This is a genomic window from Rhodococcus sp. T7 (assembly GCF_009872365.1).
GTDB lineage: Bacteria > Actinomycetota > Actinomycetes > Mycobacteriales > Mycobacteriaceae > Rhodococcus_F.
The window spans coordinates 1-14299 of record NZ_WXYH01000058.1; the positions used below are offsets into that span (position 1 = coordinate 1).

Here is a 14299-nt window from a genome sequence, read left to right on the forward strand (position 1 = left end):
GCATAGGCCGGCCCGGTGTACTGCGGCTCCACATACACCGGCTGGGTGTACTGCGGCTCCACATACGTCGGCTGCGAATATCCCTGCTCGAAGTCCTCGTACGAACGCCAATCCGCGTTCTGCACCTGAGGGGAAGGGATGTAACCAGGCAGGTATTCACGCTCAGGAGCAGGCGCGGACGTCCCCGACTGGCTTCCGCCCCCGGTACCCGGCTGGCTTCCGCCCCCGGTACCCGGCTGGCTTCCGCCCCCGGTACCCGGCTGAGTGGGAGCTGCCTGCGCAACACCCGCGCACACGAGGCAGAGCGCGACCGGCACCGCGCACAACACCGATGCCCGCTCCATCTTCTTCTTTCGGTGCCGACCACCACTGGGTCGACGCAGTTCATTCATGACAACTCGCTCTCTCTCAAAGGGAAGCCACGGGTGCGGCGCACGCACCGCCGCTCCGTTGCACCGAAGGCGCAGAAACGTTGGATTAACAACAACTTTCGAGATGAGCGGTCCGACACGAACTGCCGGGCCGCTCTCGGGGGGCTTGTCTACAAACCCCAAGCCGACAAGCTTTGGAGCCACATCATTAGGGTCAGGAAGAACGGCATGATTGATCTCCTTGTGTCAGTTCAGAACTGGGGCAGGCTCCGCGCGAGACGATCTGCTATGTGAGTGGGCGACGCCGGACGGTGCAGATGAGTCGCGACCTGTGAGTGGCCAAGCGGACACATCGGATACCCGGCGATTGCGATGCCTGAGCAGGCATGCCCAGGCCAGCGGCCCGGACAGTGATCGACACGGATTCGGTCCCATAAAGCACCGAGGCACGCTGGAGAGAGCGTGGTGTGCGGCGCTGATTGCGCCGGTGCTGGCTCCGAGCTGGCAGTACGATCAGTTGTCGGGTGTGCCTGAATGCCCGATGTCATCGGGACCTCCATATGGGTACGGAAGTGCCCGCGAGGACCCGATGGTCCTGCGGAGTGGAAGTGCAGCGCATGGAAACGCCGCAGGTGAGAGGAACCTCAGGTGCGCGAGGGGACGGCCAAATCACCAGCGCACCTGAGGCTTTTCATTGAGGGGCCGGCCCTCGCCTCAGCAGAGTGCCGTGCTACTTGCGCGACATCCTCTACTTCATGCGCATGAGGGCGAAGCGGCATGGTGGCAGGGATGGGCCGAGAAGAAGGCTTCTCGGCGCGCTGCGCGGTGATAGGTCGCCCAGTGGGCGCTGGCGGCATGCGAAAGCAGCAGGGAATCCCTGCTGCTGATGCGACCGACCACATACGCAACGTCTCAACCAATCCGTAAGGAGTTTGGGATGATGCAGTCCAGGAGATAGAGATCTCCCCCGGAACTGCGCTGCGTCTCGAACCGAAGTGGTCAGGCTCAAGGAAGACCCCGTGAGGGGCAGCCGACAAAGTATATGCAGTCGCACATTGGTTGCGCAACGCAGAACGCTCGTTCATCGGCCCTCCCTCCCCGCTCACGTGCAGTCGTCTGGAGCTTACACTTGAACGGCCACGTTTGCCATTTATCAACGCAATTGATGTACGCCGCCGGGCTGGGGCACCGACTGAAAGGGCGCAACAATGAACGAGCACAGTCCGGACATTCAGCAAGGAGACTTCATGCCGCGCATCGGCGTACGCGGCTTCAGTGGCGCGGCTCTTGACCGTGCTCTCGCGCGGAAGAAGATCACTGCCGACGAGCTGGCTGATGCGATCGAAATGAGTCATCAAGCGGTCTCTCAATGGAAGTTGGGCAAAGCGGCACCGACTCCCGCCGCTCTCAAGAAGATGGCAGCCGTGCTTGGTGTGGCGCCGGCTGACTTGACGCCAATTCCCGCAGACAAGCTCCGCCTGGCCGATCTCCGATTCCATGCCGGCTTCAATGGCAGGGAGGCGGCCGGGGAACTGGCGATATCTCCCACTCTCCTATCGGAAGTCGAGCGAGGGAGACGCAAGTACGACCCTGAGCTGGCGCAACGCTTCGCTTCCCTCTATGGGGTTTCGCTCGAGGACGTTGCGCAAGCCTGGGAACGGGCCGTCGAAGACAGAGCGACACGCATAGACAATCTGTAGACTTGTCTGCAATTGATGTCCCGGCCTGTCCGGGTGTGCTTGGCGAAAGCCGAGGTGGACGACTGTGCACGGTGGTACGACACGACAGGATCCGGTTCTGTGGTCCCGGAATCTGCCGCAAGTTCCGGCGTGTCTAATCGAACCGGGTACAAACCTGCGGCAGAATCAGCCGCGTCGGGGTTCAAACGCTCGATTTCTGACCAGAAAGGGGCCGATCCATGCCCATGCATCACAAGGGTGACCGCAAAGAGGTTTACGGTCGAGTCCCGGTCGAGGTCAAGCGGCTATTAGAAGCGAAGAAGGAAGAGCTGGGCTGCTCATCAGAGAGCCAGCTCATCGCGGACGTTCTCTGCACATTCGTAGGCCGCCCTGACCTTGTACGCGAGCTGGGCCAGGAGGTGCTGCCGCTGACTGCTTGATACGGAAAGAGCTACGCGTGAGCGGAGTTGGGCGACTCTGCTGATAACCGAATGATCCGTTTAGCAGGTAGCAGCCAGACTTGAGACACCGAAAAACCCCCATCCCGTGGGCGCGGAACAGGGGTTCTCGAGGTTGGTGAGAGTGAGCTAGCAACTCGCTCTCGGTTTACTGCTTCTCCCCGAAGGGACAGACTTTGCCGGTCTGGTCTCAGGGTAACCCATACCTTGACGAAGCTTCAATATTTTCGCCGCGTGTCACTAAGTGCGCTGATCACAGCGCTACGGGTACACATCTCGATTATGCGAGCACCGTTCTGCGGTGCCCGCGGCGTCGGTGCCGTGTTAACTCGGATCAAACACGCTGCACGTACGACGACCCCTCAGCCTTCGCAGATCAGAGGCGTGGGAAAGCCTTGTGGTGGGCGGCGTCGTGATGGGCCCTGCACGCACCATCCGGCGCAGGTACTGCGGGAGCAGTCCGGCTCGTCCGCGGTACGGGATCGCGCGCACTCCACGCGCCATCCCCGGGCATCTATTCGGGCACCAATGTCACTCATTGACCCCGACTTTCATCAACGCGCTCGGCGGCCGAGAAGCGGCCTGCCGACGCTACTGCCAGGTAAAACTCGAGCTGGGCGACGGCGCATACGGTGGCATCGCCCACTGGGGCGGCGAACAGCAGTGGGTCGAGATAGAGGTCCGCGAGGCCTACAAGCACCTCTACCCCATCATCCGCCCAGCACTCTGCCGTATTCGCGGTGGTGGCGGGGTCGCCCTCAAGACGCTCCTCAAGGTTGCTGCCGCCATGGCCGCAGCCGCCGACCATAAGACCGGCCAGAATTCCAGGCTCAAAAATGACACCCTGATGGAGCGGACCGGGTACTGCAAGAGCACCGTGCAGCGCGCCAAGCTCGCCCTGAAGATGCTCGGCGTGGCCACTGAAGTACTTCGCGGTCGACTCCGCCGAAGGTCCGAGCGCTTGGGCTCGTGGCGTGTCGGAGACAAGTCACGCGGCTGGGCCTCCGTATGGGCACTGCACCCCCGCAAGCCTGTGGATAAAACCCGCAGATCAGACGGGGGATCCATAAAAATGGCACCCCACCACCCTTGGGGTCATCTTTTATCTCTTCCCTCTCTTAGAGAGGTACTTACTACAAAAGGATCTGTGGATAAACGAGCCGCTCCGCGGCGCCCTGAAACAAAGGAGGAGATCGAGAGGGCGGCACTCATCCGGAAAGGCGCATTGCTGGCCGCCAGGTGGCTCGGTCACCCACAAACTCCGGCTTGGGCACGTCGGCATACTGCCCGAGGATGGGCTCGCGCACTGGCCGACGCAGCGGCTCACGGATGGACCGCCGACGACCTCAACACAACGCTCGCCGACTGGGCACGAGAGCGGCGGATCGCGGCTAACCCCACCACCCCGATCGCATTCATGCGATGGCTCATGAAGAGCCAGGACCTGCAATTTCCGCCGCACCTCCTCGCACAAATCGCGCTCGAGCAAGAAAGAGCCGCACAGGAACGTCGGGCAGCTCAGTTAGAGGCCGAACGCGGGCGGTACGCAGACGCAGCAGACGTCGACTCCCCCGGCCGCCGCGCGGCCCGATCCATCGTCCGCCGCGCCAGCATTGCTGCTCGCCACCGCAAAGCCGAGGTCCTGGCCCGCGAGAACGCGGCCCGAGCTGAGTGGATCACTCACCGCCGGAATGCTGATGCGAGGCAGGCATCGGAGGGGGCCGATGAGTGATCCACATGATTGGTTGCCTGCGGTGGCCACGCCAAGTTGGGGCACGACCGCCCCGAGTGCGGGTTGGGCGTGCCTACCAGCAGAGTGGCCCGGTTCCGGGCCGCACAAGCGCGACACCATGCGATATTTCGCCTGGTTGGGCGCCGCCCAGCGGGGTGATTGTGACATCAGCGGGCACCCACGTTGAGTCTCCCGAAAACCGCATGAAGAGAGCCATTTTCGCCGACGAGATTGTGCCGTCGCGCAGGCCGACGAGGGTTGCGTCGAGTTCCTTCTGACTCTTCTCATGGAACTCGGGAACTTCGACCTTCCACCGCGCGAGATCACCGGGCGGGGTGCTGTACCAGTCGAGGAACAGTCCTGACGCAAGGAGGAGGCGGCACGTCCCGGCATCAGGGTTTGCGGCCGCGACTGCGCGCAGCGTTTCGCGGTCCTGATTCTGCTTCGGCTGTTTCACCTCGGACGTGATGTCGTGGAAGAGGCCCACGACTCGTTTGCCGCGAGAATCTTCTCGGGTGCGAGTGGTCATGTAGGTGAGCCGGCGATTGTTGGGGTCGCCGCCGTAGTTGACACTGACTTCGGACGCAAAGGGCAAGCCTGGGGCAACTGCCCCTTGGCAGAATCCCCCTACGTAGTCCGCGTATTCGGCGTATCTGTGAACGAGCTCGAGAAGGTTGCCCCATACGTCCTGGACTGCTCGCTGTTCGACACCGGCACCGAATCCCAGGATCTCCTCAACATTGGGGCCGTGCTCAGTCAACTGAGTTTGGGCATCCCACTCGAAAGAACCCACCGATCGCAGCGCCGGGATGGTGCTGCCCTGCTCCCCCATCCAGAGTTGCACGCCAAAGACCTCGCCGCGTGCTGACAACACAGGGTGGGCCACAACACCTACCTCGAGGCTGCCCTTTTCCTTGTTGGCGATCGTATGAGGTTTGTGCAGAACCTTGCGAGTAGCGACGACTTGCTCCACCGATTCCCTGGCGATCCGCGCCAGGTCGAAACCCTCATTCCGGCTCCGCGCGATCCGCCACTTGCGGTTGCGCAGGCTGTGAAATTCCTTCTCGTCCCCGCCTTCGGCAACCACTGTGGGATCCGCACCGACGTCGAGGCCGAGAGTCTCGATGACAAGCCAATCCGTCTGCTTCGATGTGGTGGCCTGTCCGACTTCGTTTTCCAGCGTCTCAGTCATGATCTCCCCTTACCATGCGGAGAACCCTAGCAACCTGGCAGTGACCCCTGCGCACACCGTTGTAGCTCACCCAGCATCACCGGATCATGTGAGCAAAAGACGCTTACGGAAGCAGATTTGGTGTGCGCCAGGTCACGCAGGCGAGCATGGTTCCGCTCGACTTTGTTGTGCTCGGCGGCAAGGAGGCCTTCCATCGCGCTGACTTTCCGGATTCGCAAGGTACGAGGTTGGTCGGTGGGGCCGATCGCGTGGTGATCGAAGAAGGCGTCGCCGGCATGGAACAGCCAGCGACGGCCGCCGACTCGTAAGGCGACACCGGCGTGCCCGGCCGTGTGCCCCGGCAGTGGCACCAGCCACATGTCTCGCACCCCGTTGATCGGATGTGCGCCAGTGAAGCCCAGCAGCTTCTCCCCCACTCCGTCGTAGGTTTCGATATGCGTGAGGGCTTCCACGTGTGATCTGCGGTAGCGGAATCGATCAGGGAGCGATCGTTGTGTTCGTGCCGTACGCAACTCGACGGCTGTGGTGTGGACGCGGGCAGCCGGAAAGTCAGATGCACCACCGATGTGGTCGTAGTCCAGGTGTGTTGCGACGATGTGTCGGATGTCAGAGGTGCTGTAGCCGAGAGCGGCGACCTGGTAGGCGGCTGTTTCCTCGCGACGTAAACGCGGTCGCAGCAGTAGAGCTGCCCGTCCGAGCCGTCTCGGGGACTCGATATCCAGAATGCCGATGCCGCTGTCGACCAGGACCAGCCCGTCCGACGTCTCACACAGAAGGACGTGTGACACCAAGGTTCCGACCAGTAGTGAAGCGAAAGTGCCGCAGTTGAGGTGATGAACTTTGTTGATAGTCATGAGGACACCGCCGGAAGTGGACGAAAGCAGCGGCGAGGAAGACGCCGTTGCTGCTACGTCCGGAGCCGAAGTGGCGGGTCCCGGGAAGGCCCTGGTCAGGGAGCACCAGCGATGATACTCGCCAGTAGAGCGACTGAATGTGTACTTGCGTACCAAAAGGTCGTTACGCTGCTCAGGTCCACTGTCCAATCGTGAAACGGGGTTCACATGGCGATCGCAGTCGAAGCAGTTCCGAAGGTGATCCACATCGTCGCCGTGGACTATGAACACTCCTCCGGTGTGGTTACTCCACTCGTGGTCCTGGACTTCGATGCCGATTCCACTCGCCTGACGTCTCTCCTTGAAGGTCGCGGCTGGTCAGCGCACTCTCTTCCCCTCCTCGCCGGCCTCAGTACCAGCGCCGGTCCGCTAGTTTCGCTCCACTTGAGCGAAGGACCGTCTGTAGTAATTGAGGACTCCACAGGGCAGCTTGCAGAAGGGGATATATCTCCGACGCCCTTATGGATCGAGCTTGTTCGAGCACACGGTCACGTAGGCATCATCGCCGGTGTGCAAGTAACGACCGCCCCGAATTGGGAAGCTGACCTTGCACATCGCGCGCAGACCGAGGCAATGGTCTGCGCAATCGCGACAACGACCCAGTACATCCCTTAGCGCACATCTCGCGCCCCGTACTGGGAAGCGATTACACCATCGGGGCCGCCTCGGATCAGCCGTCCCACTTCACCACATGCCCACGGTGGGGGTCCACGCCCACAGCACGTTTGGGCGAGTCCCTCTTCCCAAAACCCATCCGGGTCAGGAACACCACAGACATCATTGACAACTTCTCGCAAGGAAGTGGACCTGACCAACCCGAACCGAAACGGACTCCCCGCCCTCTCACTGGAGGGTGGGGAGTTCGTCGTCTACCGAGACGGTCGATCCGAGACACACTGCGCGACGCAGCTGATTGTCACCGCGTCGCCCGAAGCAGGAGGGCGACCAGCCCCCCGCCGCTTCCAGCGCCGAGTAGGAGCTTTAGGACGCGCTCCCCTACTTCGGGGTCTGGTGAATGGACGATGACGGCGATGACCGCGCATGCGAGGAGCGTCAGCCAGGTGACCCAGAGATATGGCTGCCAGGGGAACGCTGAGCGGGCGCGGGGGTGCGGAGGGCCAGACTGCTGGCCGGAAGGTACGGTGGTGATTGGAACCTCCAGATGTAGAGCCACGGACGGGTTGGTTTCGAAAAGTCGCCCTCGCCCTGCCAGGCGGGGGCATTTTCGTGCGTCAGTACGTATCCCGGCGGAGTGGAAACTTCGCTAGAGATCGGCATCTGCACAAGTCACAGCTTAGGCGCTCCGCGCCCGTGCGCCTTTCTGGTAGCTGGAGCAACCAGAAAGACCCGAAGTAGGGGCTGCTGTGGCATGGCGAGAATCATAGGTCCTCGGCCCGGCCGACAGCGCTGTCGTGCCCAACACATGACGGGGACCGAATCGGTTCGGCCTGCGTCCAACTCGGTATGACGATGCATCCGGCTGGCCCCCCCTCGACGACTTTATGTGGCGGGACCTGGGACTTTACGAGGCGAGACGGGGCAGAAACAGTGGCAGGAGGAACCGTCCAGGACCAGGTCTGCGGACGAATCCGACGAATGCGACGAGCTTGATCAACGCGCGGTACGGCTTGTCGATCTGGGTCGTCCGGTGGATGTCGTAGTCGACGTGCTTCTCCTGGTTCTAGATGATCCGCTTGTCGATCTACTTCATCTCGATTGAATCAAGTAGAGGTACGTAGTGATCATCTCGTCGTTGTGGAACAGGTTGGTGTCGTGGACCTTGAAGGTGACGTGGTGATCATCTCGTCGTTGTGGAACAGCTTGGTGTCGTGGATTGGCTGAGTGCAGATTGCGTCAGCCCTAATGTCGCTGACCGGGCATGAATGAGATCAAAAGATGGTTTGACAGCAACTCTCATCAGACATCATCTTGCTTGCGATGTGCTTCAGGGAGCGAATGTGAGCAAAGATTTCTCTATATAACCGCATGTCATTACCGATTAACTGATGTTCGACTACATACGATTCCACTATCTAGTGACACGACACCAGAGATGCAGGAATATTAGCTTATATAAGCTAATATTAGTGTATATAAGCTCCCATATGGGAACGGAAGGGAGGGTCATGACGATCACTGCGATCGCGAACCTCAAGGGCGGCGTGGGAAAGACAACGGTCGCCAATGGGCTCTCGCATGCCGCCGCCGCGATAGGCCGCACAGTTCTGCTAGTCGACGCGGACATGCAGGGCAACTCAACGAAGCACCTCACCGGCCACACGACATCCGAGCCCGCACCACACTCGCTAGCTGACGTACTCGACCGCCAGACGGATCTACCGGCCCGCGATGCGATCGTCGTGGCACGACGTGAAGCGATTCATGTCCTGCCGTCCGGGTTCGCCGAATTGCAGGCTGTCTCAGATCAGCTCGGCACAAAGCCTGGGGGGGAGATGTCTTTCGCGCGCGCTCTCAAGCCAGTCTCCGGCGATTACGAGCACATCCTGATCGACTGCCGTCCCGCGATCGACCTCGTCTCTCGGAGCGCCCTGTACGCCGCGGATAACGTCCTGATCGTCGTTCAGCCGGAATCGGATGCCGTCGACGGGCTTGATTCGATTCGCGAGGCCCTCGAAGACCTGGCCGAGTACATGGACAAAGTCCTCCCGATAGCCGGGATCGTCATCAACAAGATCGACGGACGTCGTAACGATCACGCCGAGATCGTCAGCTATCTAAAGAACTACGCGGCTGAGGACCAGATTGCGCTCCTCGGCGACCCGATCCCGCAGAAAGCAGACATATCGAAATTGACCAACGTAGGAATGGGCTTCGACGAGCACCCCAGCCAGCCCGCGTGGTCCCGAAACCTGCATAAGAACTTCATCGAAATCCTGGAGAAGGTGGCCCTCTGATGAGCGCAATTCCCAAACCTGCCCCGCCCGCACCTCGCAGTGCACGCAACACGTTCAAACAAGCCGCCGCGACGACGACCGCAATACCAGAGCCTGTTGCGCCGGGGCCGGCCGCAACGTCGCCGGTTGCGCCCGCAACGACCGCCCCGCCCGCAACGTCGACTGCAACGCCGACCGCAACGCCGCAACAGCGCAAGGCGTCGGCGCCGAGGAGGCAGCCAGCGGAGAAGAAGCGGAAGGCTCAGACCACCGACATCCTGCTATCGCTGGAGGAAGAGTTGAAGGACCGCATGGTTGCAGCCCTCGAGCACACTCGCCCCCGTACCGGGATCAAGAGTCAGCAGGTATTCATCCGCACCGCGATCGACCAGCTTTGCGCCAGACTCGAAAATCAGTACAACAACGGCGAACCCTTCCCTGCGCCCGCAGACGAAATCGCCATATAGCCCCTACATCCCATATGGGTTGTAGGGGCTATATGGGCGGTGAGGTGCATTGCACCCGAGCAGATATGGGTCCTAGCGGCAGAAAAGAATTGCTCAGCAGCGTTGCGAGCGCGGTCAGCGAATGGCCGCAACGAAGAGAGACCCCTGCCGAGTGGGTCGGCAGGGGCCTCGTCGACCGGGACACCGTGGAAGGAAAACCCGATCATGACTGACCTTAATCTCCGAGCAGCACGAATCCAGCTCCGCTCCCTGATCGCAGCCCTCGCCGTTGCGATTGCCATTGCGGTGGGTATCACCTCTGGTGCATTCGTGTTGTCGTTTGCGGTGCAACGCGACCTCGCATTGCAGGCCGGTGTCCCGCACCACCTCACCTGGATCTTTCCCTCGATCGTCGACGGCGCAATCCTCGGCGCAACGATCGCGACCGTTGCGCTGAGTAAGATCAATGGAAGTGCGGCGGGGAAAAAGTTTTTTCTGACGCTGGCTGTCAGCGTGGTCCTCATCAGCGTCTACGGCAACGCCTACCACGCGCACCGGGCGGGTGAAGACGCTGCACGGAAACTCGCCGCCGGTATCGACCTGGGCTACACCCCCCTCACACCGACCGGCGCCGCCCTCCTCGCGATCATTCCGCCGCTGCTGGTTCTGGCCTTCACACACGGCGTGGGCATTCTCATCAAGTCCATCGGGACCGCCTACACCGAGTACAACGCCCTCATACAGGCTGCAAACGTCAAGGCTGAGGTGGCGCGCAACGAACTCGGCAACGAGCTCGAGGAGCAAGGTATCGAGATGAATCGCCAAGCATGGGAGGCGTTCCGACGCTTTCAGGCCAACCCTGTTGCACCCGACGTTGCGTCGGCATCCGCCGTTGCGACCGGGCCGGTTGCCGAGGCCGGCGATCCGGCACCGCGAGGGACCGCAGCTGTCGACGCGTCGGTGCCGGTCGGAAACCACGTGGACACCACGCCAGCCACTGTTGCGGTGGTTGCCGAACCGCTCGTTGCGGATGCATCCAGCGTTGCCGCCGTTGCGGACCTGGGGGAGCGGTCGGTTGCTCGCAATGCGCCCTCCGAGGCGTCACCGGAGGTCAACGTGTTGCCGGACGGGGAACAGACCATCGAGAACCTCCTGAACTTCATCGACGCCTGCGACGACTTCGACCCGACAGTCAAAGAAACCGCCCGCCTCCGGATCACCGAGAATCTCAGCTACGCGGAAATCGCAACGATTACCCAAGCCAAGGCGGCGTCCACCGCAATGCGCCGCTACGACAAGGTCGCGCAACGAGCCGTACAGGCGGGGTTCCGCACCCCGCCGCTGCCCGAGGTCGACGACGCAACCGACAGCCGCAATGCAGCAACGGCAGTCCAGCAGTACGCACTGGTCGGTGCCCGGTGATGTCCGAGCCCAGGCTTGGGGGAGTGACGACCAGTTCGCGCTTTCGGCCTGACCGCCGACAACCAGTCCGAGGACCAACCCCTCGACAATCCCGTTGCGGACAATCCCGTTGCGGCAACAACGTCCACCGAGTCCGACGTTGCGCTGCAACATCTACACGTTGCGGCCGCTCGGAAGTCGCCGTTGCGCTCCCCGTGCAGCGCAACGAACCCAGCACCCTTGGGAGCCGTGCCTGATTGCCGAGGGCCCCGGGTCAATGGGCGGCAACATGGGACCGTGAACCTTCTGATTGCGCCCGGATAAGCTGTCCCGAGAAATGGGGAGGGGACAGGCCGATGCGCGAGCGATCGTCAGTCTTCCGGGGGGCATGGACCCGGGATGAAGTGGTTGGTGTCGCCGTAGCTGCTGCTGAGATCGCGGTGGTGATGGGTGCGTTCTCTGCCGGGATTCTCGTCGTGGCAGTCGGTTTCGACGAGACTACTGGTCTGACTGCGGTCGTGGCAGCGTTGAGCGTGTCGGTTGTCGCGTCCACGGTGATGCTCGCCGACCACCGCAGCGGTCATCGGCTTCCGCGCTCTGCCGCCTGGGCGCTGGGCGTGGTGGGAATGGCTTCGGTTTCTGCCCTCTACGTCGCCGCCCAGGCTCTCGTCTCGACCACCGGTTCGGATCTGCTGCTGCTGTTGTCCTCGCTGCTCGCCGGCATCCCTGGACTGCCCACCATTCTGTACGTGTGCGAGCTTCACGCAATCGCCCAGCACGATCGCCTCAAACGCCCGGTCGCGATCCTTCAGGACGGATCAGAGTCGCATGAGGTCGAGGTCCGTACCAGTGACGGAGATCTACTCGATAGCTGGGCAATAGGCGCTGTGTCCGCTGATCTGCCTACGGTCATCGCCGCTCGAACAGCCCTCAGGGAGCGGCGGTGGGTGCCTGTTGGGGCTTGGGTTCCGCACGCAGATGGCTCGCTCCGCCAGCGGGTCGAACTCACCGCCCGTAGCCGCCGGACCTAAGGAGTCACACTGACCGGGTTGACGGAGGAACTTAGCCAGGTCAGTCACCGCGCCATGCGATTTCCCCTTCTGGCCTCGGACTCCCCGCCGTCATCACTTGTACGATCTCCGCTCATGGGATACTTCAGAGACGCGACACCCGAAGAAGTCGAACGCAACGAGTTGTCCATTACATGGAGCTGGAAGACCCCGGCCGACGCCCGCGACCTCCCATTCGCCGAGCAGTATCGGCGTGTAGTTGAAGCCAACGAACGCATCGATCCGAAGGTGTGGGTCAAGGAACCCACAGACGACTGGCTCACAGCCGAGGAGTTGGTCAGTGAATACGGCTACAAGCCTGAAGCCCTGGAAGACCTGTTCGGCGAACCCGCCGACGGCCCCGACGACATCCGCGGCTGGACCGTGAACCATGTCGATCACATCGAGGGCAAAGTGATCACGGCGGCGGTCGATCTGCTGAAATCGAGCCTGCTTCCCGCCATGCTGGAGGAAAAGGTTGCCCCGTTCGGACGAGAGCGGCACCATCGACCGACACGGGCCGAAGCCGCCGAAATGCTGAAGGCTCACTACGCCTCAAAGCGGACGCAAGAGAGTGAGTCAGCGCTACACGGATGACCACGAGCGGCATCTGAATGCGCCGGCCGATCAGGGGGTCTGATCACCTTTGATCTGGCCGGCTCCGGGTGATTCGTTGACCAATCCGGCTGTCAGGCTGACAGTTCATCCTCCGTCGACTCCGATGTCGCACTTGCGCGTTCATTGCGTGCGAGCTTGAGGTTCTCGTACAGGGCCGTCTTCTTGAGGTTGTAGCCCGCGCACAGGTCATCGACGGTGAATCGGCCGGTCTCGTGGTCCCGCAGCAGGAGGTTGCGGCGAAGCGGTGACAGTTTGTGCTGTTTGCCGCGCATCTTGCCCTTGGCCTTCGCGACCTCGACACCGGCCTTCGTTCGCTGACGATTGAGGTCTGACTCGAATTCGGCCATTATGGCCAGAAATCCGATGAACATCTTGCCCATCGGATCAGTCGGGTCGTATACCTTGCCGTCGATGTTGAGGGCGACGTTGCGCTCGACGAGTCCGTCGACGATCTGGTGGAGGTCGCGGGCCGAGCGTCCGAGGCGGTCGAGCTTGGTCACCACCAGCTGGTCGCCGCTGCGGCAGACCTCGAGCGCGCGGGCGAGCGCCGGTCGTTTCCGGTTGCGCCCGGTGTAGCCGTGGTCGGTGTAGACCTGAGCGTCGTCGACGCCGAGCTTGCCAAGCCATGCAACTTGGCCGGCGACGTCTTGTCGGGCGGTCGAACACCGTGCGTAGCCGATTTTCATGCTCGTCAGTATCGCCGAACAGGCCGACATCTCACGCCGTTCGTTTTCCGGCGCGTCTTACCGGAATTTTCAACCGGACATCTATAACGAACTGATCTGAGGAGACTCACCAGCCGTAGGTTCGCCGTAGAGCGCCGTTCTCCGGTGTACCGGTATGTCCTTGGCCAAAGCGGACCCTGGTGACCGCAGAATGGCGCTCAGCCCGTTTTGCCTTGTCGGCCGGTCTCGGTAACAGCTAACGAAGCGGATGTTTGCGATCGTCAGCTACCGCTCGCCCTAGAAATAGGTCGACGCAGGCATAGTCGAGGAGACGTGCGGGCGTCGTCGGAAGCGTCAGGTCCGGGTGGGCGTCGTGCTCGTGACGCAGTTGGGTAACAAGGATTGCTGCTGGGGCTCTTCACCATGTGTGAAGAGCCCCAGCAGGCGTCCCGTGTCAGTGTCGATCGGTGAGCGCCTGGATGAGTGCTTGCAGTCCGTCGGCGTCGAGGTAGTCGACAAGGGCGTCGGCGAGCGTGGTCGGGTCGGCGTCGAGGCGCTTGAAGGTGCGGGTGACCTTCGCGGCGGTTACCGGCACTTGTTCGAGATCGTGGCTGCTATCAGTGGGAGCCGAATCTTGTTCAGTTCCTTGATGTTTTCGCTCGCGTTCGGATTTCCAGGCCTCGACTTGCTCCTGGGGCGGAACTTGCGCGAGCGAGCGGGCGGTGCGAATGGCGAGTTCGCCGTTACGGAGGGCGGTTTGGAGTTCGGGGGTGAGTTGTAGCAGGGCCCGTCGCTGGGAAATCCAGCCCTTGGACTTCGCGAGCTTCATGGCGGCCTTCTCGACGGTTCCGCACTCGCCGATCAGGAGTTCGACGGCCTTGGCTTCTTCGATGACGTCGAA

General features: G+C 61.8%; 11 protein-coding genes and 2 pseudogenes. 8 read left to right on the forward strand and 5 right to left on the reverse strand.

Annotation, left to right across the window (positions count from 1 at the left end; all coding sequences use genetic code 11):
* Nucleotides 1–392: pseudogene (locus tag MLGJGCBP_RS08450) on the reverse strand (hypothetical protein); the annotation flags it as partial.
* A 1187-nt stretch (nucleotides 393–1579) separates the two neighbouring features.
* Here MLGJGCBP_RS08450 and MLGJGCBP_RS08455 point away from each other — a divergent pair.
* The 3 genes from MLGJGCBP_RS08455 (at nucleotide 1580) to MLGJGCBP_RS08465 (ending at nucleotide 4240) form a co-directional block, all read left to right on the forward strand.
* The gene (locus tag MLGJGCBP_RS08455; RefSeq protein ID WP_236580980.1) at nucleotides 1580–2071 is read left to right on the forward strand and encodes a helix-turn-helix transcriptional regulator; all 492 of its coding nucleotides are present in this window, start codon (nucleotides 1580–1582) and stop codon (nucleotides 2069–2071) included.
* A 218-nt stretch (nucleotides 2072–2289) separates the two neighbouring features.
* On the forward strand, nucleotides 2290–2490 hold the full coding sequence (locus tag MLGJGCBP_RS08460) for a toxin-antitoxin system (protein ID WP_160094821.1): 201 nt from the start codon (nucleotides 2290–2292) through the stop codon (nucleotides 2488–2490).
* 556 nt (nucleotides 2491–3046) lie between these two features.
* Nucleotides 3047–4240 (forward strand): replication protein, encoded by a 1194-nt coding sequence (locus MLGJGCBP_RS08465; protein ID WP_236580981.1) that lies wholly within the window; start codon nucleotides 3047–3049, stop codon nucleotides 4238–4240.
* Between the two features lie 73 nt (nucleotides 4241–4313).
* On the opposite strand, the gene MLGJGCBP_RS08470 is transcribed toward MLGJGCBP_RS08465, so the two are convergent.
* Complete coding sequence (locus MLGJGCBP_RS08470; RefSeq protein ID WP_160094823.1) at nucleotides 4314–5432, reverse strand: GAF domain-containing protein; 1119 nt, start codon at nucleotides 5430–5432, stop codon at nucleotides 4314–4316.
* 26 nt (nucleotides 5433–5458) lie between these two features.
* Nucleotides 5459–6286: an MBL fold metallo-hydrolase gene (locus tag MLGJGCBP_RS08475; RefSeq protein ID WP_160094825.1), complete on the reverse strand. Its 828-nt coding sequence runs from the start codon at nucleotides 6284–6286 to the stop codon at nucleotides 5459–5461.
* 2165 nt (nucleotides 6287–8451) lie between these two features.
* Between MLGJGCBP_RS08475 and MLGJGCBP_RS08480 the strand changes: the two genes are divergently transcribed.
* From MLGJGCBP_RS08480 to MLGJGCBP_RS08500, 5 genes are all read left to right on the forward strand, one after another.
* On the forward strand, nucleotides 8452–9240 hold the full coding sequence (locus MLGJGCBP_RS08480; RefSeq protein ID WP_160094827.1) for a ParA family protein: 789 nt from the start codon (nucleotides 8452–8454) through the stop codon (nucleotides 9238–9240).
* On the forward strand, nucleotides 9240–9686 hold the full coding sequence (locus MLGJGCBP_RS51535) for a hypothetical protein (RefSeq protein ID WP_236580982.1): 447 nt from the start codon (nucleotides 9240–9242) through the stop codon (nucleotides 9684–9686). The genes MLGJGCBP_RS08480 and MLGJGCBP_RS51535 overlap by 1 nt, the downstream gene beginning before the upstream one ends.
* 204 nt (nucleotides 9687–9890) lie before the next feature.
* On the forward strand, nucleotides 9891–11087 hold the full coding sequence (locus MLGJGCBP_RS08490) for a DUF2637 domain-containing protein (RefSeq protein ID WP_160094839.1): 1197 nt from the start codon (nucleotides 9891–9893) through the stop codon (nucleotides 11085–11087).
* Nucleotides 11088–11422: 335 nt separating this feature from the next.
* Nucleotides 11423–12097: a hypothetical protein gene (locus tag MLGJGCBP_RS08495; RefSeq protein WP_160094829.1), complete on the forward strand. Its 675-nt coding sequence runs from the start codon at nucleotides 11423–11425 to the stop codon at nucleotides 12095–12097.
* A gap of 114 nt (nucleotides 12098–12211) precedes the next feature.
* Nucleotides 12212–12712, forward strand: a complete 501-nt coding sequence (locus MLGJGCBP_RS08500) for a hypothetical protein (protein ID WP_160094831.1) — start codon at nucleotides 12212–12214, stop codon at nucleotides 12710–12712.
* A gap of 92 nt (nucleotides 12713–12804) precedes the next feature.
* Here the strand turns inward: MLGJGCBP_RS08500 and MLGJGCBP_RS08505 are convergent, their stop codons facing one another.
* Together MLGJGCBP_RS08505 and MLGJGCBP_RS08510 are read right to left on the reverse strand one after the other, a co-directional pair.
* On the reverse strand, nucleotides 12805–13419 hold the full coding sequence (locus MLGJGCBP_RS08505; protein WP_160094833.1) for a recombinase family protein: 615 nt from the start codon (nucleotides 13417–13419) through the stop codon (nucleotides 12805–12807).
* 433 nt (nucleotides 13420–13852) lie between these two features.
* A pseudogene (locus MLGJGCBP_RS08510) lies at nucleotides 13853–14299 on the reverse strand (peptide transporter); the annotation flags it as partial.

Bases quoted from the DNA above. Each gene is read 5' to 3' on its own strand.
- MLGJGCBP_RS08460 (WP_160094821.1), top strand. From the start codon at position 2,290: ATGCCCATGCATCACAAGGGTGACCGCAAAGAGGTTTACGGTCGAGTC.
- MLGJGCBP_RS51535 (WP_236580982.1), top strand. From the start codon at position 9,240: ATGAGCGCAATTCCCAAACCTGCCCCGCCCGCACCTCGCAGTGCACGC.
- MLGJGCBP_RS08480 (WP_160094827.1), top strand. From the start codon at position 8,452: ATGACGATCACTGCGATCGCGAACCTCAAGGGCGGCGTGGGAAAGACA.
- MLGJGCBP_RS08505 (WP_160094833.1), bottom strand. From the start codon at position 13,419: ATGAAAATCGGCTACGCACGGTGTTCGACCGCCCGACAAGACGTCGCC.
- MLGJGCBP_RS08490 (WP_160094839.1), top strand. From the start codon at position 9,891: ATGACTGACCTTAATCTCCGAGCAGCACGAATCCAGCTCCGCTCCCTG.
- MLGJGCBP_RS08500 (WP_160094831.1), top strand. From the start codon at position 12,212: ATGGGATACTTCAGAGACGCGACACCCGAAGAAGTCGAACGCAACGAG.
- MLGJGCBP_RS08455 (WP_236580980.1), top strand. From the start codon at position 1,580: ATGAACGAGCACAGTCCGGACATTCAGCAAGGAGACTTCATGCCGCGC.
- MLGJGCBP_RS08470 (WP_160094823.1), bottom strand. From the start codon at position 5,432: ATGACTGAGACGCTGGAAAACGAAGTCGGACAGGCCACCACATCGAAG.
- MLGJGCBP_RS08475 (WP_160094825.1), bottom strand. From the start codon at position 6,286: ATGACTATCAACAAAGTTCATCACCTCAACTGCGGCACTTTCGCTTCA.
- MLGJGCBP_RS08495 (WP_160094829.1), top strand. From the start codon at position 11,423: ATGCGCGAGCGATCGTCAGTCTTCCGGGGGGCATGGACCCGGGATGAA.